This is a genomic window from Marinomonas profundi (assembly GCF_020694005.1).
Lineage (GTDB): Bacteria > Pseudomonadota > Gammaproteobacteria > Pseudomonadales > Marinomonadaceae > Marinomonas > Marinomonas profundi.
On the sequence record NZ_CP073013.1, the window covers coordinates 1,114,394 to 1,136,377 of the forward strand.

The 21,984-nt window shown below is 47.3% G+C and carries 20 protein-coding genes and 8 tRNA genes; 10 read left to right on the top strand and 18 right to left on the bottom strand.

What is annotated here, in order from left to right; translation table 11 throughout:
- Position 1: 1 nt before the first annotated feature.
- Entirely contained in the window at positions 2–2,317 is a 2,316-nt protein-coding gene (locus J8N69_RS05130; protein WP_168825487.1) for an AsmA family protein, read from the bottom strand.
- A gap of 296 nt (positions 2,318–2,613) precedes the next feature.
- Between J8N69_RS05130 and hisB the strand changes: the two genes are divergently transcribed.
- Genes hisB through hisF form a run of 3 tightly spaced genes read left to right on the top strand, consistent with a single transcriptional unit; the run spans position 2,614 to position 4,740 of the window.
- A complete protein-coding gene (gene hisB, locus J8N69_RS05135; RefSeq protein ID WP_168825485.1) occupies positions 2,614–3,207 on the top strand; it encodes an imidazoleglycerol-phosphate dehydratase HisB in 594 nt (197 codons plus the stop codon).
- A gap of 42 nt (positions 3,208–3,249) precedes the next feature.
- Positions 3,250–3,912 carry an imidazole glycerol phosphate synthase subunit HisH gene (hisH, locus tag J8N69_RS05140; protein ID WP_168825636.1) on the top strand — a complete coding sequence of 221 codons (663 nt, stop codon included), beginning with the start codon at positions 3,250–3,252 and terminating at the stop codon, positions 3,910–3,912.
- 54 nt (positions 3,913–3,966) lie between these two features.
- Positions 3,967–4,740 (top strand): imidazole glycerol phosphate synthase subunit HisF, encoded by a 774-nt coding sequence (gene hisF, locus J8N69_RS05145; RefSeq protein ID WP_168825483.1) that lies wholly within the window; start codon positions 3,967–3,969, stop codon positions 4,738–4,740.
- Positions 4,741–5,169: 429 nt separating this feature from the next.
- On the opposite strand, the gene J8N69_RS05150 is transcribed toward hisF, so the two are convergent.
- From J8N69_RS05150 to J8N69_RS05190, 9 genes are all read right to left on the bottom strand, one after another.
- Positions 5,170–5,245, bottom strand: a tRNA-Lys gene (locus J8N69_RS05150).
- Positions 5,246–5,273: 28 nt separating this feature from the next.
- Positions 5,274–5,350 (bottom strand) — tRNA-Pro (locus J8N69_RS05155).
- Between the two features lies 1 nt (position 5,351).
- Positions 5,352–5,427 (bottom strand) — tRNA-Asn (locus J8N69_RS05160).
- A 33-nt stretch (positions 5,428–5,460) separates the two neighbouring features.
- A tRNA-Lys gene (locus J8N69_RS05165) sits at positions 5,461–5,536 on the bottom strand.
- Between the two features lie 15 nt (positions 5,537–5,551).
- Positions 5,552–5,627: transfer RNA gene (locus tag J8N69_RS05170), tRNA-His, on the bottom strand.
- A gap of 26 nt (positions 5,628–5,653) precedes the next feature.
- Positions 5,654–5,730, bottom strand: a tRNA-Pro gene (locus J8N69_RS05175).
- 1 nt (position 5,731) lies between these two features.
- Positions 5,732–5,807: transfer RNA gene (locus J8N69_RS05180), tRNA-Asn, on the bottom strand.
- Positions 5,808–5,848: 41 nt separating this feature from the next.
- Positions 5,849–5,939, bottom strand: a tRNA-Ser gene (locus J8N69_RS05185).
- A 63-nt stretch (positions 5,940–6,002) separates the two neighbouring features.
- On the bottom strand, positions 6,003–7,067 hold the full coding sequence (locus J8N69_RS05190) for a polysaccharide deacetylase family protein (RefSeq protein ID WP_168825481.1): 1,065 nt from the start codon (positions 7,065–7,067) through the stop codon (positions 6,003–6,005).
- Between the two features lie 259 nt (positions 7,068–7,326).
- Here J8N69_RS05190 and J8N69_RS05195 point away from each other — a divergent pair, with 259 nt between their 5' ends.
- From J8N69_RS05195 to glsB, 4 genes are all read left to right on the top strand, one after another.
- Positions 7,327–8,538, top strand: coding sequence for a glycine C-acetyltransferase (locus tag J8N69_RS05195; protein ID WP_168825479.1), 1,212 nt, complete (start codon positions 7,327–7,329; stop codon positions 8,536–8,538).
- Positions 8,535–9,560 (top strand): L-threonine 3-dehydrogenase, encoded by a 1,026-nt coding sequence (gene tdh / locus J8N69_RS05200; protein WP_168825478.1) that lies wholly within the window; start codon positions 8,535–8,537, stop codon positions 9,558–9,560. The genes J8N69_RS05195 and tdh overlap by 4 nt, the downstream gene beginning before the upstream one ends.
- Before the next feature lie 519 nt (positions 9,561–10,079).
- Positions 10,080–10,895 carry an NAD(+) diphosphatase gene (gene nudC / locus J8N69_RS05205; RefSeq protein ID WP_168825476.1) on the top strand — a complete coding sequence of 272 codons (816 nt, stop codon included), beginning with the start codon at positions 10,080–10,082 and terminating at the stop codon, positions 10,893–10,895.
- A 222-nt stretch (positions 10,896–11,117) separates the two neighbouring features.
- Positions 11,118–12,029: a glutaminase B gene (glsB, locus tag J8N69_RS05210; RefSeq protein WP_168825474.1), complete on the top strand. Its 912-nt coding sequence runs from the start codon at positions 11,118–11,120 to the stop codon at positions 12,027–12,029.
- A gap of 144 nt (positions 12,030–12,173) precedes the next feature.
- Here glsB and ppnN read toward each other — a convergent pair whose 3' ends face one another.
- Positions 12,174–13,547 (bottom strand): nucleotide 5'-monophosphate nucleosidase PpnN, encoded by a 1,374-nt coding sequence (gene ppnN / locus J8N69_RS05215; RefSeq protein ID WP_168825472.1) that lies wholly within the window; start codon positions 13,545–13,547, stop codon positions 12,174–12,176.
- Positions 13,548–13,702: 155 nt separating this feature from the next.
- Entirely contained in the window at positions 13,703–14,851 is a 1,149-nt protein-coding gene (gene zapE, locus J8N69_RS05220; protein WP_168825470.1) for a cell division protein ZapE, read from the bottom strand.
- Positions 14,852–15,063: 212 nt separating this feature from the next.
- On the opposite strand from zapE, the gene J8N69_RS05225 reads away from it, so the two are divergent.
- Entirely contained in the window at positions 15,064–16,206 is a 1,143-nt protein-coding gene (locus J8N69_RS05225) for a helix-turn-helix domain-containing protein (RefSeq protein WP_168825469.1), read from the top strand.
- On the top strand, positions 16,206–16,757 hold the full coding sequence (locus J8N69_RS05230) for a type II toxin-antitoxin system VapC family toxin (protein WP_168825467.1): 552 nt from the start codon (positions 16,206–16,208) through the stop codon (positions 16,755–16,757). Before J8N69_RS05225 ends, J8N69_RS05230 begins: the two co-directional genes overlap by 1 nt.
- 170 nt (positions 16,758–16,927) lie before the next feature.
- On the opposite strand, the gene J8N69_RS05235 is transcribed toward J8N69_RS05230, so the two are convergent.
- Both J8N69_RS05235 and J8N69_RS05240 read right to left on the bottom strand, forming a co-directional pair.
- Positions 16,928–18,148 carry an MFS transporter gene (locus tag J8N69_RS05235; protein WP_168825465.1) on the bottom strand — a complete coding sequence of 407 codons (1,221 nt, stop codon included), beginning with the start codon at positions 18,146–18,148 and terminating at the stop codon, positions 16,928–16,930.
- 86 nt (positions 18,149–18,234) lie between these two features.
- A complete protein-coding gene (locus J8N69_RS05240; protein WP_168825463.1) occupies positions 18,235–18,900 on the bottom strand; it encodes a glutathione S-transferase in 666 nt (221 codons plus the stop codon).
- A 202-nt stretch (positions 18,901–19,102) separates the two neighbouring features.
- Here J8N69_RS05240 and J8N69_RS05245 point away from each other — a divergent pair, with 202 nt between their 5' ends.
- Complete coding sequence (locus J8N69_RS05245; RefSeq protein ID WP_168825461.1) at positions 19,103–19,678, top strand: MSMEG_1061 family FMN-dependent PPOX-type flavoprotein; 576 nt, start codon at positions 19,103–19,105, stop codon at positions 19,676–19,678.
- 327 nt (positions 19,679–20,005) lie between these two features.
- On the opposite strand, the gene J8N69_RS05250 is transcribed toward J8N69_RS05245, so the two are convergent.
- The 4 genes from J8N69_RS05250 to J8N69_RS05265 form a co-directional block, all read right to left on the bottom strand.
- Entirely contained in the window at positions 20,006–20,308 is a 303-nt protein-coding gene (locus J8N69_RS05250) for a nucleotidyltransferase domain-containing protein (protein ID WP_168825459.1), read from the bottom strand.
- A complete protein-coding gene (locus tag J8N69_RS05255) occupies positions 20,305–20,709 on the bottom strand; it encodes a nucleotidyltransferase substrate binding protein (protein ID WP_168825457.1) in 405 nt (134 codons plus the stop codon). Before J8N69_RS05255 ends, J8N69_RS05250 begins: the two co-directional genes overlap by 4 nt.
- A 406-nt stretch (positions 20,710–21,115) precedes the next feature.
- The gene (locus tag J8N69_RS05260) at positions 21,116–21,508 is read right to left on the bottom strand and encodes a hypothetical protein (protein ID WP_211085239.1); all 393 of its coding nucleotides are present in this window, start codon (positions 21,506–21,508) and stop codon (positions 21,116–21,118) included.
- Positions 21,509–21,573: 65 nt separating this feature from the next.
- Complete coding sequence (locus tag J8N69_RS05265) at positions 21,574–21,876, bottom strand: nucleotidyltransferase domain-containing protein (RefSeq protein WP_168827657.1); 303 nt, start codon at positions 21,874–21,876, stop codon at positions 21,574–21,576.
- Positions 21,877–21,984 lie beyond the last annotated feature (108 nt).

The following is a 21,984-nucleotide window of genomic DNA, read 5'->3' on the forward strand; positions in this document are numbered from 1 at the left end:
ATTAAAACAAGCTTTTTAGCTTATCTTTCAACTTCTCTTTTAGTCGTTCTTCCTCTGCTTGACGCTTCTCTTCCAGCTCTGCTTTTAATCGAGCTTTTTCGGCCTCAGCTTTGGTTTTTAGACGCGCTTTTTCGGCCTCTAGTTTTTCGGTAAGACGGGCTTTTTCTTCGGCCGCTTTTTGCGCCAACTCATCTTTCGCCAAATCGGCAAACAACTGCCCAAAGCCTTTTATGTCTGGGCGACACAGCCCCGCTGGGTCATCGCTAAACTGCCCTTTACAAACAATAGGAAACGCCAACTTAATCACTTTTTCATTCACTCGACAGGCATTATCCAATGCGCTGCCCGCAATACCGACATTGGCTTGATAATCCAAAGAAGAGTCTGGCAATGACACCACGCCATTACCTGTTACCTGAATGCCCGCGGAGTTGATTTGCAAACCCGGTGTCGACACTTGGCCATTGACGATATAAGCCGGAAAGCGCAAGGTCTCAAACGGTGTATCAGGGCCAAATTGCTTTTCATCGATGCTCTCCTTACGAATCGCAGCAATGCCTTCGCAGACGGTTTTTGTCAGGTTGGTCCCCACTAAAGCGCCATTTTTTACTTCAATTAACAAGTCGCCTTGCAATCCTGACATAAGATCGTCAATTCGATTGCCACTGGTTTTGAGTTCGCCGTTTAGAAACGTTGCCCCAGCCACTTTATCCATGTCCATAAAATCCACCAATAAAGGCTGGATTTGTAGCGCACTAACTGTCGGCGTTAGGCTCAACACTGGCGTTTTACCCCGAACATCTAAACGCACATTCGATGACACCGTGCCCTTGTACAATTCTGCCTGCAAAGGTGAAACCAAAACCAAACCATTCGCCTGCGTGGAATCAAATTCTACTTTGTCAATTTTTAATTTTTTAACGATGATATTTTCAAACAGTATGCCCACATGGCCATTCAAACTGCGAATCAATTCGACGGGGATTAACTCACCCGCAGCGGTCTCAGCGGTCTCAGCTCCCTCAACGCCCCCTTCTTGCGGCGCACTCGACACGGCCTCGCCCTGATTATCGACAGGCTCAACGGGCGTCGGCAGGTAGCGATCTAGGTTTAAATTCGCCCCCGCCACATTGACATCCCAACGCAGCGGCGATAACGCCACCTCGGCATTCGCTTCGATGCTGGTATCATCCAAAATAATCGATATAGGCTGCGCCGTAATCGAATTCAAACTGCCTTCAAGGGTGACATTGGCCATCAGCTTAGTCAGTGCCGTGTCGTCAGACATATCGGGCAGCGGCAGCTTTAAGCGTGTCATTAAGTAACGTGGATTAAATTCGCCTAGCGACACTACGGCAGAAAACTGTGGCTCGCTCAACACCTGATAAGCCTGAATTTTGGCGTCTATGTTCACCCCAAGCACACTTAACGCCAAGCCTTCTATCAAGACATTTTCTTGTGGTAAATCAACATCAAGCGTCATCGCGCTCAACTTCGCGCTGAGTGGACTGGTTGGCAAGGCCTCACCTTCAAGCTCTGTTGATACAACCAGCGAATCCAGCGATAAAGATTCTCGCTCCGGAAATACCGTCAGGTTGGCATTCAATGTGGCTTTCGCACTCATAGGCGACTGACCTTGCAAATCGCTCTGGGTCACAGCGATGTCCATCACCATAGGCCAGGCTTTATCCCATTGCACATCGTTTAGTTGTACATTTAGCGTGGCGTTAATAAGCTGTTTGGCTTGCTCATCGCGGTATTGCACTTGGGCGTTTTCAATGCGTAATTCGTCTAACTGAATATCGGGTAATTTGACTTTTCCAGTCGCGTTATTGGTGGCCGTATCAGCAACCGCGCTGGCGGTCGTATCTGAAGTGGCTGCAGGAGCACTTGGCGCATTGGCCGAACCGGCTTCAGACGTCTCGCTAGGCAAGTCGAGCTGCCAATTGCCTTGGCCTTGGGCATCTTTATTTAAGCTGGCTTTTAAATTCACCAAATTGACTTTATTGACCTGAATTTTCTGTTCCAACAATGGCAAGATCGCCAGACCAAATTCAGCGCGATCAAATTGCACTATTTCAGCGTCGGTACCGAGCGCCACGCCAATATTTTCTAGGCTAAGACCTAACCAAGGAAAAAACGACCAGCTAATATCGCCGTCTAAACGCAAACTAACATTGGCTTTTTCTAGCGCCACGCTTTTTAGTTCGTCTTTAAAATCATTAGGGTTGACGAACAACATAACGTACGCCAACAAAAGAACAACAATGGCCAACAAGCCCGCCACCAACAATGAAAGTCGCTTTACCCAAACCATGACAGACTCCTTAATAAATTGACGCCACCCATCTCCCCCGTTAGCAGGAAAGAACATCAAGTTCTCCCCTTTAGCAGGGAAGAGCTAGAGTGGGGTTACTATTCCAAAAATATCACCCTATCATAGCATTCGAAGTAAGCATTTATCGACGCAATAGCAACAACTCATCAAAAAACACCCAGACAAAGCATAGAAGCAAAAGAGCCGACGTTCTATAATGGGCAACTTATGTCATGCTCTTAATTATACAAAAAAGTGGCGACCCTTCGTCACAATCACGGTGGAGAAACCAATCAATGTCCGATCGCATTGCCAGTGTCGAGCGCAATACACTTGAAACTCAGATCAAGGTGTCGATTAACTTAGACGGTACCGGTAAATTCAACTGCGTCACAGGCGTCCCTTTTCTTGACCACATGCTTGAGCAAGTCGCCCGCCATGGACTAATTGACTTAGACATCCATGCCGTTGGCGATCTGCACATTGACGCTCACCATACCGTCGAAGATTTGGGCATCACCCTAGGTCAAGCGTTTGAAATTGCCGTAGGCGATAAAAAAGGCATCAAACGTTACGGTCATGCTTATGTTCCGTTAGACGAAGCCTTGTCGCGTGTGGTTATCGATTTTTCAGGCCGCCCAGGCCTAGAAATGCACGTACCTTTTACCCGTGCTTCCGTGGGCGGCTTTGATGTGGATTTATTCTCCGAGTTCTTCCACGGTTTTATCAATCACGCCAAAGTCACCCTGCACCTAGACAACCTGCGTGGTAAAAACACCCACCACCAAGCGGAAACCATTTTCAAAGCCTTCGGTCGTGCATTGCGCATGGCATTAGAAGCTGACGAACGCATGGCGGGGCAAATGCCTTCCACTAAAGGCTCTTTGTAGGATTCTCTTAGCATGAACAATAAGAGTGTGGACAATAAGAGTATGAGTGAGATGAAAAAATCCACCGTCGCTGTGATCGACTATGGCATGGGCAACCTTCACTCGGTTGCCAAAGCCCTTGAACACGTGGCGGATGAAAACACCTCAGTGGTGGTAACCAGCGATCCCGCGGTGATTGAAGCAGCGGATCGAGTATTGCTGCCCGGCGTTGGCGCGATTCGTGATTGCATCGGCGAAATGCACAATGCAGGACTGGTTCCGAGTATTCGTAAAGCCATGGCGGAAAAACCTTTTCTGGCCATTTGCGTGGGCATTCAATCTTTGATGTCCCACAGCGAAGAAAACGGCGGTGTCGATTGTTTAAATCATTTTCAAGGCAACGCCCTGTTCTTTGGCGAAACCCACACAGACCATGACGGCAGCAAGCTAAAAGTGCCACACATGGGCTGGAATCAGGTTACACAAACGATCAACCACCCGCTTTGGGCGGGCATTCCAGACAACGCGCGCTTTTACTTTGTGCACAGCTTTTATGTGGTGCCTGAAAACAAAAGTGAAGTCGCGGGCACCTGTGACTATGGTCTGGAGTTCTGTGTTGCCCTTGCTCGAAACAATGTCTTCGCGGTGCAGTTTCACCCAGAAAAAAGCCATAAAGACGGCCTTCAGCTTTATAAAAACTTCCTTCACTGGGATGGCAAGCCATAACAGCGTACATGCAAACAATAGCCATGCTAAAAAACAGACATTAGGAGCCATTTCATGGGCTTAGCAAAACGTATTATTCCTTGCCTTGATGTAGACAATGGCCGCGTAGTCAAAGGCGTTCAATTCGTCGACATTCGTGACGCCGGCGACCCAGTGGAAGTGGCCAAACGCTACAACGAACAAGGCGCGGATGAGATTACCTTTCTCGACATCACCGCCAGTTCTGATGACCGCGCAACCACCGTTCACATGGTTGAAGCCATTGCCAGCCAAGTGTTTATTCCTCTGACCGTTGGCGGCGGCATTCGCACCTGCGAAGACATTCGTCGCATGCTCAACGCCGGTGCAGACAAAGTCGGCATCAACACCGCCGCGGTATTCAATCCAGAATTTGTTCGTGAAGCCGCACAACGCTTTGGCTCGCAATGTATCGTTGTCGCCATTGATGCGAAAAAAGTCAGCGCCGCAGGCGAGCCAGACAAGTGGGAAATATTCACCCATGGCGGCCGCAAACCAACCGGGCTAGACGCGGTGGAATGGGCGAAAAAAATGGTCGCATACGGCGCAGGGGAAATTCTCCTCACCAGCATGGACAGAGACGGCACGAAAAATGGCTTTGATCTGGGCGTAACGCGTGCCATCAGTGAAGCGGTTCACGTTCCAGTCATCGCCTCTGGCGGCGTTGGCAACCTAGATCACCTTGTTGATGGCGTTATCAAAGGCAAAGCCGATGCGGTGCTAGCAGCGAGTATTTTCCATTTTGGCGAATACAGCATTCAACAAGCCAAACAACGCATGATCGATGCAGGCATAGAAATGCGCTTGTAGGCGCTGTCAGCGAAAGTTGGATAAGCCTTGTAGGCCTGATGAGGGAGGTACGACCGTTATCAGGCGTTGAAGCACGCGGAAGGCAGGCGTGTGACGTTATTTAGCCGACAATGGGTTGATTACATTGTTTTTGTAGGTCGCGGCTTTAGCCCGACAATGGGTTGATTTACATTGTTTTTGTAGGTCGCGGCTTTAGCCCGACAATGGGTTGATTTACATTGTTTTTGTAGGTCGCGGCTTTAGCCCGACAAGGCGTAATTTGTCGGCATACTCTTTTTAAGGGCAAAACAGGACAGAATTCATCTCACGATCAATCAAAATCGACGCAGCAAAATACACTAGCGAATTTAGAAAAGACATTTAGTCACATAAAGACAATGCAGATTGAACATTTTGAATGGGTAATCGAAAAGAAACCAGAAGAGAAAATGGTGGGTCGTACTGGATTCGAACCAGTGACCAATTGATTAAAAGTCAACTGCTCTACCAACTGAGCTAACGACCCGCTCATAATTTTTTGCTTAGCAACCTAATGGTCGGAGTAGAGAGATTCGAACTCCCGACATCCTGCTCCCAAAGCAGGCGCGCTACCAGACTGCGCTATACTCCGATGGCTCCTCGAACTGGACTCGAACCAGTGACCCAATGATTAACAGTCATTTGCTCTACCAACTGAGCTATCGAGGAATGAATCAGGCTGTGCAGAATTTATGTGATAGTTGGTGGGTCGTACTGGATTCGAACCAGTGACCAATTGATTAAAAGTCAACTGCTCTACCAACTGAGCTAACGACCCAACTATCAGAAGTAATGGGGTGGACGATGGGGCTCGAACCCACGACCGATGGAATCACAATCCATAGCTCTACCGACTGAGCTACGCCCACCATTACAAAAGAGGCGATAAAATTAATGGTCGGAGTAGAGGGATTCGAACCCCCGACATCCTGCTCCCAAAGCAGGCGCGCTACCAGACTGCGCTATACTCCGATGGCTCCTCGAACTGGACTCGAACCAGTGACCCAATGATTAACAGTCATTTGCTCTACCAACTGAGCTATCGAGGAACTAATTTTATCTTTGCTGCAACACACTTCCCGAAGGAAGATGGCGGAGGAGGAGAGATTCGAACTCTCGGTAGGCTATTAACCTACGCCAGTTTTCAAGACTGGTGCATTAAACCGCTCTGCCACCCCTCCGTTGCGAGCGAGGTGTATAATACTGATTTGAAATTTCAGTGCAACATTTTTTTAAAAAAAACGTTAACTTTTTTCACTTACATAGCCTTGATCGGGGGAAGAGCGGATCCACACATGGGAATACCAGTAATACTGCGCACCGGTATTGTCTGGCATAGTGCAGTTAATTCGCCCTCGGCCCACATTGAAAGGCTTCTCTGCCATCGCCACCACCTCAGTGTCCGAAACCCAGTCCAGCTTAGCTTTGCCTTGGCCTGCCACATAACACGCCAAGTCTTTAAAGCGATACTTGCCTTCCTTAAACGTTAGACGCACAGAGACAGGTTGATCGCCAGCATAGTCACCACCGTTCTTTTCTTTTAGCAACGGCATGGGTTTGGCGTTCAACTTGGTTTTTAAGGTCGACAAATTGGCGTAGACACCAGAAGCGGGAAAACGAGGCAGATTTTCAAAGTCAGAATCCGCGCTCACCACGCCAGATTGTTGGCCAAACGCCATAATCCCTCGGTCTTTCATCATGGTACGAATTTGGCGATCGGACTCGCCATAGGGGTAAGCCAGCATTTTTGGCGATTCCCCAAGGTGTTTGATCAAGAGCGCTTCTACTGTATCCACTTCCTGCACCATTCGCGCGAACCAAACCTCGTCCGTTTCGCCCGCTTCCTTGCGCAGCATATAAGGATGATTAATTGTATGGTTGGCAAACACACCACCAGCGGCTTGCATCTCTTGCATTTGCTCCCAGGTTAAAAAGCTCCGACTTTTACGCTCAACTGGATAAGTATTAATAAACACGGTAAAAGGAAAATCACGTGCCTTTAAGATAGGAAACCCGGCTTGATAGATATTGCGGTAGGCGTCATCGAAGGTAATCGCGACGGCTTTTTCAGGCAGCGCCTTATTGGCCTTTAAATCGTCTAACGCCGATTTAAGATCAACCACCTGAAAACCTGCGCTGACTAAATAATCCATGTGTTCAGTAAATTGCGCTGGCGTCACGGAGGTGGACTTTGGCGAGCTTTCACTCACATGGTGATATTGCAAAATAGGTAAATAATCTTGCGCCTGTAACGCCATGCTAGCGCTTAATGCGCCTAACAAAAGACTAGAACGAACCGTTGATAACATGTCTTTTCCTCTTTTCATCATCAGTGTACTCAATCCATACATAGGATTTGAGCACGCAATATTTGCACTCATTCTACGGCCGAACGCCGATGATGACCAGCCGCGCAAAAAGCAAAACTGTTATGCCCATTTTACTATGTCACTGCATCTACTCATATTCTGGCCACCCTCCTACACTCAATCTATAGAAAAGAATCACAGCACAGAGAGAACCAAAACATAACAAGAACACCAAACAAAACACCACAGAGGAAGCATCATGAGCAAATCGGCTTTTTACAACCGTCTACAACACCAACTCGACAGCCTCAAACAAGAAGGCCTTTACAAACAAGAGCGCCCTCTTATTACGCCGCAAGCCAGCCAAATTCGCACCGCCGACAACAGCCCGCTCATCAACCTGTGTGCTAATAATTACCTTGGCCTCGCCAACGACAAGCACGTCACTCAAGCCGCCCATGACGCTCTGGACAAATACGGCTACGGCATGGCCTCGGTACGATTTATTTGTGGCACCCAAAGCATCCACACCGAACTCGAAAAAAGCCTCAGCGCGTTTTTACAAATGGAAGACACCATCTTGTATTCCTCCTGCTTCGACGCCAATGGCGGTTTATTCGAAACCCTACTAGACAAAGACGACGCGGTGATCAGTGACGCCTTAAACCACGCCAGCATTATTGACGGCATCCGTTTGTGCAAAGCCAAACGCTATCGCTATGCCAACAACGACATGCAAGCGCTAGAAGCCTGCCTCCAACAAGCCGACAAAGATGGCGCAAAAACCAAACTGATTGTCACCGATGGCGTGTTTTCCATGGATGGCATTATTGCTGACCTAGCATCCATTTGTGACCTTGCCGATCAATACGATGCACTGGTCATGGTAGACGATTCCCACGCCGTCGGATTTCTCGGCGAACAGGGCCGTGGTAGCCACGAATATTGCGGCGTACTAGGCCGCATCGACATTATCACCGGCACCTTGGGTAAAGCGCTTGGCGGCGCGTCCGGTGGCTACACCAGCGCGTCTAAAAGCATTGTCGATTGGTTACGCCAACGCTCCCGCCCTTACTTATTTTCCAACTCACTCGCGCCAGTGATTGTCGCCACCAGCTTGAGCATTATCGAATCGCTCAAAACCGGCGCTGCGGCGCGCCAGCAGCTAAAAGCCAACAGTCAGTATTTTCGCACCAAGATGAGTGCCTTAGGCTTTCATCTTGTCGCTGGCGATCACCCCATCATTGCTGTTATTTTAGGTGACGCCAAACTCGCACAAGAGATGGCAAACAGGCTCTACAAAGAAGGCATTTTTGTGACCGGCTTTGCTTACCCTGTGGTACCAATGGGGAAAGCCCGAATTCGCACCCAAATGTCCGCATCACTGACCACAGAACAGCTTGATCACGCCATTGCCGCGTTCGCAAAAACGGGCCGTGAACTGGGCATCATCAAAGGAGAGGGACAATGAAAACACTGTCAAAGTTGCACGCTAAAACAGGCATTTGGATGACCGACATTGACCACCCAGAATGCGGCCATAACGACGTGATTATCAAAATTCGCAAAACCGCCATTTGCGGCACCGACATGCACATCTATCAATGGGACGATTGGGCGCAAAACACCATTCCGGTTCCCATGACAGTGGGGCATGAATTTGTTGGCGAAATAGTCGAAATCGGCCCTGAAGTCAGCGGCTTTAATATTGGCGATCGGGTGTCAGGAGAAGGCCACATTACCTGTGGGCACTGCCGAAACTGCCGCGCTGGACGTCGCCATTTATGTCGAACCACTCAAGGCGTTGGCGTGAACCGCAGTGGCGCATTTGCAGAATACTTGGTGATTCCCGCCAGCAACGCCTTCAAAATCCCAGACAATATTAGCGACGACATGGCCGCCATCATGGACCCATTTGGCAATGCCACCCACACCGCCCTATCGTTTGATTTAATCGGCGAAGATGTCTTGATCACTGGCGCAGGCCCGATTGGCGCCATGGCCGCCGCGATTGCCAAACACGTCGGCGCACGCAATGTGGTGATTACCGATGTCAACGACTTCCGTCTCGATCTGGCGAAAAAAATGGGCGCCACCCGAACCGTCAATGTCAGCCGAGAATCGTTAAAAGACGTCATGGCAGAACTCGACATGCATGAAGGGTTTGATGTCGGCTTAGAAATGTCTGGCAACGACATGGCTTTCCGCTCCATGTTGGAATGCATGAACCATGGCGGGAAAATCGCCTTACTCGGTATTCCTAGCAAAAACACGCTGATAGATTGGAACCAAGTGATCTTTAAAGGCCTAATCATCAAAGGCATTTATGGCCGTGAAATGTACGAAACTTGGTACAAAATGGTCGCTATGCTGCAATCAGGCTTAGACATCAGCCCAATTATTACCCACCATTTTCATATTGACGACTTCCAACAGGGGTTTGACACCATGGGCTCGGGTAAATCGGGCAAAGTCATTCTGGATTGGCAATGAATAACCCCGCCCCAAGGGGCGAGGTATCAGCGTGTCATTCGAACAATGCTAAACGTTGTTCATACATCATTTTCGAACTCCCCGTCATTCCCTCGAAGGAGGGTGTCGTTAAAGGCTGTCAGCGAAGATTGGGTAAGTTTTGTAGGCCTGATAAGGGAGGTACGACCGTAATCAGGCGTGTAACGTTATTCAGCCTGCAAATGGTTGATTTATATAGGGTTTTGTAGGTCGTGGCTTTAGCCCGACAAGACGAGATTTGTCGTGGCGAGTTTTTTGTCGGCATAAATGCGCGACCAAGATCGACGTAAGTCGTTTTGCGACAGCCTCGAAGGCGGGAATGACAAAGCTGAATTTTAGCTATTTACGCAGCAAGCTGCGGGGAATTTACCCTAAGAAATTAAATTCCTCTACGTTCTTGCGTCTAGTTCTTGCGTCTACTCTACGTTCTTGCGTCTAGTTCTTGCGTCTAGAGAGTGATCGCGTTAGCGTCATTCTTTTAGACGTAAACAGAGCCGCAACATGTTAGAAATTGGCACCCAAACTCATCCTCGCCCACATCAAGCAGCGCTATACATTTTGCTGTACCGCAACCAAGTCTTGATTGAAGCGGACAATCAGTTCCTCATTCCTTTTACCCACTTCCAACCGAACGCCAACATGAGCGCCGTCTATTGCGGCCAATGGCACGGTCAGGATATTTTCGTCTGTCGTTTTGAAGCCATCCCCAAAGGCTTTACCGAAACCGGCTTACGCGAGTTACTCTTCTTACAAGACCAAGATCACTACCTCCTATTAAGCCGCGCCCACCAGCTAGCAACGTGGGACAGAGACCATCAATTCTGCGGCCGCTGCGGCACCCCAATGGAAGGAAAACACGCCAAAGAACACGCCAAAATGTGCTCATCTTGCAACCTACGCCATTACCCCCGCATATCGCCTTGTATTATCGTCTCCATTCGTAAAGGCGAGCAGATTTTATTAGCACGTGGCCCACAAGCCCCAAAAGGCCGCTACAGTAATCTGGCCGGATTTGTTGAAGCAGGCGAAACTCTCGAACAAGCCGTTGCCCGCGAAGTAAGAGAAGAAGTTGGCATCGAAATCACCAACATCCGCTACGTCAGCAGCCAGCCTTGGTCGTTTCCTCACCAACTCATGACCGGCTTTTTTGCCGATTATCTCAGTGGCGACATCACCCCAGCTCCAGGTGAAATAGAAGAAGCCGCGTGGTGGCCAATCGACGCCTTACCCTCGATTCCAAACGCCGCCACTATTTCTGGGCAAATCATCCTGCAACATGTGGAGCATATTAAACAATCGCAATCGCGTAGCACCTAAACAGTCCAAGCAGCCCTAAACAGTCAAGCAGCCCTAAACACACTGACACTCTTAAACACAGTGGCTTTCTAACCAAATCGTCAACAATGACTCGAAAGCCACTTTCGTCCGCCTTTCTCAGATATAGGCTAGAAATCCTGCGTCAAATACCTATACTAGCCATCGAATTGCAACCAGCACCATCGCCATTTATCCCCCCTAAAAAAAAGAAATGAGAACCCTGTGGACGCATTATTACGCTCAATCGAAGAAAAAGTTCGCCCTCTAATTGGCTTAGGCAAAGTCGCCGATTACATTCCGGCATTGGCCAGTGTCGACCCCAATCAATTTGGTATCGCGATCTACAGCAATAACGGCGAGCTTTACCATGCGGGAGAAGCCTATAACGATTTTTCCATTCAGAGTATCTCAAAGGTGTTTAGCTTAACGCTGGCCATCAAACACTATGGCGAAGACATGTGGCAACGGGTTGGCCGTGAGCCTTCTGGCAATCCGTTTAATTCTCTCGTGCAGCTGGAATACGAGGCGGGCGTGCCGCGCAACCCCTTCATCAACGCTGGCGCACTGGTGATCAGCGACATGAACCAATCACGCTTTGCATCGCCTCATTACGCTATGCGAGAGTTCATTCGCCGTTTGGCCGACAACCCATCGTTGCGTTCCGATAAGGTGGTGGCGGATTCCGAGTACGAATTTCGCTCCCGTAACGCGTCAATGGCGTATCTGATGAAAGCATTTGGCAACTTCAACAACGACGTCGAAGCCGTGTTGCACAGCTACTTTAATAACTGCGCCATGCGGATGAACTGCGTCGACCTTGCCAAAGCCTTTAGCTTTTTGGCCAATAAAGGCTTCTGTCGACATACTGGTGAACAAATACTAACGCCCAGAGAAACCACTCAAGTCAATGGCTTACTCGCCACCAGCGGCCTCTATGACGAAGCTGGCAACTTTGCTTACCATGTTGGTTTACCAGGGAAAAGTGGTGTTGGCGGCGGCATTGTTGCGATTGTGCCAAATCGTTTTTCCGTGTGTGTCTGGTCGCCAGAATTGAATAAATCCGGCAATTCGCTCGCCGGTATGACCGCACTAGAAGCCTTATCCGAAAGTATTGGCTGGTCCGTGTTTGGCTAGAGGTTTGGCTAGATGCTTCAGCCATTAAGCAGACTAAAAACAGAAAAGGGCTTCACGAGAAGCCCTTTTTTATTATCGCTGTTTTAAACACAGTATTGGCAAGCGCAGTAGCCATAATCGCTTAGTTGATTATCACCTTATTAATTAGTCGGTGATCACTTTATAACAAGGCACATACGCACTGCCCGGCAATTTCATGCGCTGCTGACGCACAAACGCTTGCAAGAGTGAATCCAACTTCGCCAACAAGGCTTTGTCACCGTGAATTTCAAACGGCCCAAATTCCTTGATATACGCCACGCCCTGCGCTTTCACATTCCCCGCCACAATAGACGAAAAAGCACGACGCAAATCTGCCGCCAGCAAATGTGTGTCTTGATTAAAATGCAGGTTTAACCCACGCACATTGTCATGGGTTGGCTCGAACGGGTGTTGAAACTCTTCTGGAATGTGCAATTTCCAATTGTAATAAAACGCATCTTGATGAGTCTTACGGTATTGGCGCACTTCTTCCATACCTTGCTTAATCGTACGCGCCACTTCCACTTCATCTTCAATAATAATGCGATACTTATTTTGCGCTTCACTTCCTAACACATCACCAATAAAAGCGTGAATTTGCTCAAAATACTCCGCACTCTCTTTTGGCCCAGTAAACACCAAAGGAAACGGCACATCGGCATTTTTCGGGTGCAATAAAATCCCTAAAATATAAAGAATTTCTTCAGCGGTTCCGGCGCCACCAGGAAACACCACAATGCCATGACCAGCACGCACAAACGCCTCGAGGCGCTTTTCGATGTCCGGCATAATGACCAGCTGATTAACGATCGGATTAGGCGATTCAGCGGCAATAATGCCCGGTTCGGTCAAACCTAAATACACACCATTTTTAATCCGTTGCTTAGCATGAGCAATGGCAGCGCCTTTCATTGGCCCTTTCATCGCGCCGGGCCCACAACCCGTACAAATATTCAACTCACGCAAGCCCAACTCATGCCCCACGCGTTTGGTATAATCGTACTCATGACGCGCAATCGAATGGCCACCCCAACACACCACCACGTCTGGACTTTGGGCACGGCGAAACACATTGGCATTACGCAACAATTCAAACACCACATTGGTCAATTTGTCTGAACTGGCGTTTTCCAAACCACGTGCAAGCAGGTATTCGTGCTGGGTAAAAATAATGTCACGCAATACACTAAACAACATCTCCCGCACACTGCTAATCATCTTGCCATCTACAAAGGCACTGCTTGGAGCATTTTTCAACTGCAACTTCACACCGCGCTCTTGTTGCACGATGCGAATTTCAAAATCTTTAAACTCTTCCATGGCCGCCTGTGGATCATCAGAATCACTGCCACAGTTCAAAATTGCCAACGCACAACGATGAAATAAGTCATGCAGTGGACCAGATTCTTCTGACAGACGAGAAATCTCATCTTGAGATAACATCTCTAACGAACCTTTCGGTGCGACTAACGCATCAACGCGATCTTCATACCGCATGATCGCCCTCCTTACTACTGGGTGATTGTCTTTTAATACAGCGCAACAGACACTGCGACTAAAAACATAGTGGTCTTGCAGGCTGCTTTTATCAAGCTTTTACGACAAACTTATTAAAAATAGTCAGAAGAAAATCAACTATTTAGCCTCGTATTTCAAAGGCCCGACTTAGCGACAACGCTGGCGCGTAATGACTGATAATAATGGGATTTCATTTCAATTAAACGACTGTAAGTGCGACGAAATTCAAACAGCAAAGCACCATTTACATACAAATTGTCCAAAGGCACGTCAGCGCTCAATAACAAAACCACCTGATGGTCATAACATTCGTCCACCAGACTAATAAAACGCCGCACCGCATCATCGTTCAGTCCCAACGAAACCGCACGCTCGCCCGTTTGCCCAGAGCCAATCGCGCCGTCTTCTGTGCCACGCGCCTTAATATGCTCAAATGGCTCGCTGCTCAGCTCAGGAATGCCCGTTACCATGATAAAGGGATAAGTTTGTGCCAACTCAATGTAATCCAAGGAAGACCTAGGCCCGTCACACAAGGCATAAAAATCAAACCAAGCAATATTGTCCGCCGACGCAATCACCTTAATCGCACGACGACAAACCTGTAGCGGCCGCTGATGTTTATCGCCTTGTGCAAGCTGCGTAAACAACACCAACATAGCCTGCTCCTGCGTCACAAAATAAATCGCCGAGCCGCCCGTATGGCGCAATCTATGGTCTTCCTCTCCCGCAAGATGAACACAGGCCAAATGCGCTTCTAACAGCGCAATCGTCGGCGCAAAACGGGCTTTTTGTAATTGATTTTGAAAAAGATTTTCCACCGCAATGTTTGACGTTGCCACCAGCACCACACCTTCCTCAAACAAGGCTTCAACCAAGCCGCCCAACAACATAGCATCGCCAATGTCTGAGACAAAAAACTCATCAAAACACAACACACGACACTCCGCCGCCAAACGTTTCGCAATGCCTTTTAACGGATTTTTTTGACCAAAGGCAAGGTTCAACTCGCGATGCAAACGCGCCATAAAATGATGAAAATGCAACCGCAACCCCATACCAGCAGGCAAACAGTCATAAAACAAATCCATCAAAAACGTCTTACCACGTCCCACATCCCCCCAAAGATACACCCCTTGGATTGGTGACGACTGAGGCAATAACGATGGAAACAATAACGACTGATGAACCCGCTCCAATTCCACTAACGCAGGTTGCTGACAGGCGTCGAACGACACCTCCTGTCGATCTAATCGAGCTTGATACACTTGTAAAGGAGAGATCATAGATACAGAACCATTTTTAAAATAAAGGTGTTATTAAGTAAGAATCTTTAAATCAACATTATTGAGACTCGCTTATCATAAACCCTGCCTGCCAGCAAAATAGCGTTAAGCTTCAACCACCTCTCGTCAATGAGCATGAATCAAGGCATAGTGTAAACCCAAAAGCCCTCTTCTTACTTGACAAAACTTGACTTGGCAATATACTTCACGCCATGCAAAAAACACTTAATATCAAAAAAGCCAATTTGGCAATGGAACGAGCTGGACTGACACAAACCGCAGTGGCAGAAAGTCTTGCTGTCTCAAGAGAGGCCGTCTCACAATGGCTAAGTTCTAAATCGTTTCCACGTCCAAATAAACTTCTTCAACTGGGAAAGTTGCTGGGACTTTCTTTCGATGATCTGGTCATTAAAGAGGAACCTTTTGCCCCTAAGGTTGCTTTTCGAAAAAAGGCTGGCACCAAGACAAAAGATCACCATATTGAAAAAGCCCAAGAAATCGGACGTTTTTTACGTCACCTAGTACCCTACTTGCCTTTTGATACTATAGAGATGCCACCTGTACTAAAATCGCCCAGTTGTGACTATGAGTATTTACGCAAAGTAACGGCCAAAGTGAGGAAAAATGTTAATCTTGGGCCTGTCGAATGTGTTGATTTTTCACATCTTATCCGCCGTTTTTCTGAGTTGCAGGCAGTTGTAGTCCCCGTTATCTGGGGATCAAAACAGCGCCATGAAAATGCCATCCACATTCATTTACCGGATTCTCAAAGTACTTGGGTTTATCTGAATTTAGACACTAACGTCCATGACTTTAAGTTTTGGATGGCACATGAGCTCGGACATTGCCTGTCTCCCAGCTTAGAAAGTGAAGCGGCCGAAGATTTTGCGGATGCCTTTGCAGCGAGCCTGCTCTACCCCCATGATTTAGCGGAGAAAGCGTATGCCACCATCAACTATCAAACAACTTCAGCGGCTAAAATTGCTCATGTCATTGACCTAGCTGATCAATTTACTATTTCACCTTATACTGTACTTGGCCAAGCAAATAAATATGCGCTTTCAACTGGACAGAATGAAATTGAATTAAATAAAACATTTCATGGTGCAGTGACTAACTTTAATAAGCGCCATAAAAAATTAAGTGACGCTTTGTTTGGTGATGCTGAACTTGATGAGCACAAAAAGCCAAGCGCTAAAGAATATATAGATAAAGCTGAAACAGTATTTGATACACCATTTTTTGAGTTACTCAGAAAGTACCTCAAAGAACACAGCAAAGGCTCTGGTTTTGTTCAAACTGTACTGGATATGCCACTTCTTGATGCGCGAAGTATCCATACAGAGCTAACCTAATGCCACAATCGAAAATATTAGTTGATACTAACACCTACCTAAGATTGGCAAAAACAATAAAGCCACTATTATTTTTGTCTTTTGGGGCTGACGAGTATTGCTTATATATCTTGCCTGAGTTGAATCAAGAGCTTGGCAATCGAAAGCTGCAAAGCAAATTCCCTTGGGTAGAAGAAGACGAATATTCAGAAAACCGTAAACATTTTCCGAATATTAGCAGGAAGCAAAAAAAATCCATTGAGCAAGCTTTTGGCTATATATGGGAACATGTTCAAACAGAATTGCCAGGACCTTCGAAAGTGGACGCTTTGTATATTGCCTACGCTTTGGAGCTCGGCGCCCCTTTAATTACTGATGATCAAGATATGGCCGAGCTTGCTAACACTTTTGAAGTGCAAGTCATGCCAACACTCGAACTCCTTAAAATCATGTTAGATTGCGGCCATACCGATATGAAAACAATTGATGGGTTATGTGACTATTGGCGTTATATCTCGGATATGCCGGCTCTATTTCACTCTGATTACAAACGACTATTTGGCGCCAAGTAGCTAAAAAACACATTCCTTCCTGTACCCTTCCCAAACAAGAGGGTGTCGCAGAAGGGAGTCAGTGAAGGTTGGATAAGTTTTGTAGGCCTGATGAGGGAGGTACGACCGTGATCAGGCGTGAGAGGCTATTCAACCTACAATTGGTTGATTTATATTGGTTTATTTGGCTCTCAAGCCATGACTGCGCGCAGGCGCGCCACCGGACGTTCGTCTATTAGGAGATGAATCAAGGCTGTGATCAAGGCAATGATACACGCCGCCCACCAGACCACATCATAAGAACCGGTTTTATCGTATAAATACCCGCCCAACCAAACACCGCTAAACGAGCCAAGTTGATGGCCTAAAAACACAATACCGTAGAGCAACCCCATGTAGCGCAAACCAAACATTTGCGCGACCAAACCCGACGTGGGTGGCACGGTCGCTAACCAAAGCAATCCGGTGACAATCGAAAACACATAGACGGATGTATCCGTCATCGGCAAGCTCATAAACACGGCAATCGACAACGCTCTTAGCGCATAGATAAGGGTTAATAATTTTTTCTTCGAATACTTACCCGCCCAACTGCCAGACAACAAACAGCCAAAAATATTAAACAAGCCAATCAGAGCCAAGCTGGCCACCGCCATATCCGATGAAAAGCCTTGATCAGATAAAAACGCCGGCATGTGCACGGTGATAAACGCCAATTGAAAACCACAAACAAAAAAGCCCACCACTAAAAGCCAGTAATGAGAGTAAGCACTCGCTTCGCGTAATGCTTCTTTCATAGTTTGCGTCACTTCTATTGTTGCAGAATTCGCGTTCATGGCGTCTTTTTCTTGGCGAAAAGGACTGGATAACAACACCATCATCAAGGCACACAATGCCATCAGAAGCAGCGCATTACTCCAACCATACGCCGCGATAAACTCTTGCGCTATGGGGATGACCAACAACTGCCCAGCCGACCCCGCCGCACTGCCCAAGCCCAACGCAAAGGAACGTTTTTCAGGCGACACCATACGCGCCATCGCAGGCAACACCACACCAAACCCAGTGGCCGCAATACCCATGCCCATCAACACGCCAGCGCCCATGTTAAGCCCCAACACCCCATCGGCACCGGCCGTCACATACAAGCCAAGCGCATACAACGCCGCGCCAATAAACAGCGTTTTCAAAGTGCCATAGCGATCAGCAAAAGCACCCGCAATGGGCTGAAACAACCCCCAACACAAATTTTGCAACGCCAACGCAAACGCAAACACCTCACGCCCGTAGCCAAACTCTTGCGAAATAGGCGTCATAAAAAAGCCCATTGAAGAACGCAAACCAAAGTTTAGCGCCAACAAAAGGCAAATCAGAACAATAGAAACACTGAGTAATTTCACCGGACGTGACATGAACCTTCCCTTTCCTTTTTTCTACTTAACTAACACCACTTTTTTCGTCTTAACCAAGATCACAAAGCCAAGCAGACAATAGCACACTACAAAGTCGTAAACGCGCCGCCTTTACTCAACGCCCGTTGATAAGCCGCCTCGCCTTCAATCTGCTTTATAAAACGAGCAATATTAGGAAACGCAGCCAAATTCATACGCGTACTGGACGCCTGCAATGGAAAACTCATCTGAATATCCGCCGCACTCAAAGCATCACCAACAAACCACTTATGCTCTCCTAACGTCTTTTCAATAAACGCCATTTGCGGCTCAATACGTGGCCGAATAAATTTGTCTTGAATCTTACCCGTTAACGCCTTCGCAATAGGTTTAATAAAAAAGGGCATCGGACTGCTTGGCACCTTCATCATCACCAGCTTCATCACCAACAACGGCATCAAAGAGCCTTCCGCAAAATGCAACCAATAACGATAATCCAACAACGCCTGACCATCGGTGGGTCTCAAACGCTTTTCGACATCGTATTTATCCAATAAATACTCAATAATCGCACCCGACTCCGCAACCGTTAACTCGCCATCGGTAATCACCGGAGACTTCCCCAACGGATGTACTTTTTTCAACGTCTCAGGAGCTTCCGCCGTGTCAGGGTGACGTTTGTACTCGATAATCTCATACCCCAACGCCAGCTCCTCCAGCAACCATAAAATACGCTGCGAACGAGAACTGTCTAAATGATGAACCTGAATCATATTACCTCCGTCGTACATTAAAATTCAGCCTTGGGCGCTTAACACAAGCTTACCACGGCGACCTTAATGTCATACGCACCAAACCAACAATAAGATGACCGCCAAGACAAAATAGCCAATCCGACTCCTCCTTAGCGCATCACTGATGTAGAATAGCAAAACCTTCTACCATTAAAACAACCGAAAAAACAACAGGATTCACATGAGCCAAATAACGTCGCTAGAACAACTAAATGAACTCTATGACAAACCACACCCTTTGGCACTAGATAAAGAAATCAACCAACTAGAACAACACGCCATACGCTTTATCGAACACAGCCCTTTTGCCCTAATCTCCACCACAGACCCACGTGGGTTTGCGGATATTTCTCCACGAGGAGGAAACCCAGACTTCATTAAAGTACTCGACAACAACACCATCGCATTTGCAGACGCCGGCGGCAACAACCGCCTCGACAGCCTAAAAAACATCATCGCCAATGCAGAAATTGGCGTACTACTGATGATCCCCGGCATAGGAGAAGTACTGCGCCTAAAAGGCACCGCAACACTACACACAGACAACGCACTACTTGAACAATTTACCGACAACAAAACCCCAAAACTCGTCGTAAAAATCCACGTCAACACACTCTACTTCCACTGCCCAAGAGCCATCGCCCTCGCCAAAATCTGGCACCAAGACAGCCACATCGACCGCGCCTTTCTACCATCCTTACTGCGCATCATCCAAGACCAAAGCAACGACACACAAACCCAACCCATAACAGGATGAACCGAGGAACGAAAGCGTTATCCGGCGTATGACGTTATTTAGCCTACAACTGTTTGATTTATATTGTTTTTTTGTAGATCGTGGCTTTAGCCCGACAAGGCGTGATTTATCGTGGTGAGTTTTTTGTCGGCATGCTATTTTTTCAGGATAAATCGCGACCTACAAAATCGGCGGACGTTGTTTAGCGACACCCTCTTCCAAGGAGGAGCAAACCCAAATGGTCACAACCAACGACCTTACCTTCGAACAAAAGCCGCTCCGCTAATGATGCCCTACAAAACATAACGCCCAATCACCTGTCGGCCTTCAGGCCTTCAAAATACATGATCAACGTTGATAAAACACTTTACCAAAGGCAAAAATATGGTGTTTTAATTCTTCGGATTGGATCTGATGAAATAAAGAAACATCCATCAAATAAGGAGTGTTTAATTCATCTAGCGCCTGCATCACTTGACGTAGTGTCCTATCATCTAAAGCGTCGCCCTTTAATGTAAGATCAATATCCGACCCAGGACGATAATTCCCCTTAGCGCGTGAACCATACAAGACCACTTGCTCAATATCTGAATAACAAGCAAACACACTTTGTATCTTCAAAAAGGTAGACTCTGGCAAACCAAAATTCATAAAAATACTCGCATACGCATCGCAAAAGCACTCAACGCTGGCGCATAAGCCCGCTGAACCTTCGCAAACTCCTGCTCTAATATCTGCGCATCGTAAGTATGAACAATACGATTGCGACTTTCGATCATATCCATCCATACCTGACCATCATCCACCAATCCTAACGAAAAGAACAAACGACTGGCCGACCGCGAACCGGTAATTCCCTGCTGCCCCTCGTATTCAAGATAATCCTTCATCACCTTCCAAGCCAACTCATGAGTAAACTCAAAACGTTGCAGAATACCTTCTTTTATCAACGCCTCAGCGTGCTCATCATACTGCACTAACGCAGATTCCAACTGTCCCAACGCTTTCAAATAGTTCTGAAAACGCTGCTGCCAACGAACTTCTTCACTCATAACAAATCCTTATTTATTGAAGAAAAAACACACCACAATCCCATCCCCGTGGGCCGGATGAGCCGAGGCACGAAGTCCCTTCCCCTTATCACTTCCAAGGGGAAGGTTAGGATGGGGTCTCACTGTCCCTTCCCCTTATCACTTCCAAGGGGAAGGTTAGGATGGGGTCTCACTGTCCCTTCCCCTTATCACTTCCAAGGGGTAGGTTAGGATGGGGTCTCACTGTCCCTTCCCCTTATCACTTCCAAGGGGAAGGTTAGGATGGGGTCTCACTGTCCCTTCCCCTTATCTGAAAACAATAGCGGCGATGAAAGATTAGCCGAGGCACGAGGCGTAATCAGACGCACTAGGTGCTTACCTACAAAAAAACGTGACGATTAAAACTAGCAAGCATAACTAAACTTACTCACTGATACTTAACAGCAAAGCGAACCACATGATCAAGACATTGCAGCAACTGACTCGCCATACCAAACGCTTTATTCAATAACGCCGATTGTATTTCAGGATCATCTGGGTACTCATGGGCAAATTGGTTACGCATTTCCCGCAACTTCAGCCATTGTTCAACAGAATCAAGAGCGCCTATCTTTTCAAGCCGATTCAATTTATCAATGAATGTAGTAAGCTCACCTTCTTCATGTGTCAGCTCAATCACAGCAGGTAACAACTTTGCCCCCATCACATCCTGTAATTTTGAAAACCGCACAATAAACTGATCAAATACGGCAAGTTCAATTTCCGTAAGTTCAGACAAGCTAGCCGCAGTATAGGGTTGTTTATCTGCCAAGTGCTGCATAGACCAACGCAAACGCTCTGCATGGGTCAGACAAATGTCAACGATCCCCTAAAATACATCCTTATTCATAAGCGAATACCGCTCTCTTTTGCGATTTGGTAAATAGGCAAAACCGTTCCAGCCTTACGATTAATCACCAAATCAATTTTCTGATCACCAAGCAGCAAATGAAGCTCAACCAAAGCATTTAATTTAGCCTCAACAATATCGTCAGCCGAATGTAAGTCCGGCTCTATATACAAATCAATATCCCCACCACGCGCGTTATCATCAGCCCTTGAACCAAAAACTAACAAATCAGATCCTTCGCCAAAATGTTTCAACAACACATTTTTAATAGTCTCTTGCTGGTATTTAGTCAAACGCATACGGACTCCTTAAACTATCAAAAAACCACACAACCAACCCACTCGTAAGCCGAATGAATCGAGGAACGAAGATGTCAAGGTCGCGCCTTTAGGCCGACAAAAACCTAG

What these genes read in the sequence shown, in the direction of transcription:
- J8N69_RS05130 (WP_168825487.1), bottom strand. Translation starts at nt 2,317, where the DNA reads ATGGTTTGGGTAAAGCGACTTTCATTGTTGGTGGCGGGCTTGTTGGCC.
- hisB (WP_168825485.1), top strand. Translation starts at nt 2,614, where the DNA reads ATGTCCGATCGCATTGCCAGTGTCGAGCGCAATACACTTGAAACTCAG.
- hisH (WP_168825636.1), top strand. Translation starts at nt 3,250, where the DNA reads ATGAGTGAGATGAAAAAATCCACCGTCGCTGTGATCGACTATGGCATG.
- hisF (WP_168825483.1), top strand. Translation starts at nt 3,967, where the DNA reads ATGGGCTTAGCAAAACGTATTATTCCTTGCCTTGATGTAGACAATGGC.
- J8N69_RS05190 (WP_168825481.1), bottom strand. Translation starts at nt 7,067, where the DNA reads ATGTTATCAACGGTTCGTTCTAGTCTTTTGTTAGGCGCATTAAGCGCT.
- J8N69_RS05195 (WP_168825479.1), top strand. Translation starts at nt 7,327, where the DNA reads ATGAGCAAATCGGCTTTTTACAACCGTCTACAACACCAACTCGACAGC.
- tdh (WP_168825478.1), top strand. Translation starts at nt 8,535, where the DNA reads ATGAAAACACTGTCAAAGTTGCACGCTAAAACAGGCATTTGGATGACC.
- nudC (WP_168825476.1), top strand. Translation starts at nt 10,080, where the DNA reads ATGTTAGAAATTGGCACCCAAACTCATCCTCGCCCACATCAAGCAGCG.
- ppnN (WP_168825472.1), bottom strand. Translation starts at nt 13,547, where the DNA reads ATGCGGTATGAAGATCGCGTTGATGCGTTAGTCGCACCGAAAGGTTCG.
- zapE (WP_168825470.1), bottom strand. Translation starts at nt 14,851, where the DNA reads ATGATCTCTCCTTTACAAGTGTATCAAGCTCGATTAGATCGACAGGAG.
- J8N69_RS05225 (WP_168825469.1), top strand. Translation starts at nt 15,064, where the DNA reads ATGCAAAAAACACTTAATATCAAAAAAGCCAATTTGGCAATGGAACGA.
- J8N69_RS05230 (WP_168825467.1), top strand. Translation starts at nt 16,206, where the DNA reads ATGCCACAATCGAAAATATTAGTTGATACTAACACCTACCTAAGATTG.
- J8N69_RS05235 (WP_168825465.1), bottom strand. Translation starts at nt 18,148, where the DNA reads ATGTCACGTCCGGTGAAATTACTCAGTGTTTCTATTGTTCTGATTTGC.
- J8N69_RS05240 (WP_168825463.1), bottom strand. Translation starts at nt 18,900, where the DNA reads ATGATTCAGGTTCATCATTTAGACAGTTCTCGTTCGCAGCGTATTTTA.
- J8N69_RS05245 (WP_168825461.1), top strand. Translation starts at nt 19,103, where the DNA reads ATGAGCCAAATAACGTCGCTAGAACAACTAAATGAACTCTATGACAAA.
- J8N69_RS05250 (WP_168825459.1), bottom strand. Translation starts at nt 20,308, where the DNA reads ATGAATTTTGGTTTGCCAGAGTCTACCTTTTTGAAGATACAAAGTGTG.
- J8N69_RS05255 (WP_168825457.1), bottom strand. Translation starts at nt 20,709, where the DNA reads ATGAGTGAAGAAGTTCGTTGGCAGCAGCGTTTTCAGAACTATTTGAAA.
- J8N69_RS05260 (WP_211085239.1), bottom strand. Translation starts at nt 21,508, where the DNA reads ATGCAGCACTTGGCAGATAAACAACCCTATACTGCGGCTAGCTTGTCT.
- J8N69_RS05265 (WP_168827657.1), bottom strand. Translation starts at nt 21,876, where the DNA reads ATGCGTTTGACTAAATACCAGCAAGAGACTATTAAAAATGTGTTGTTG.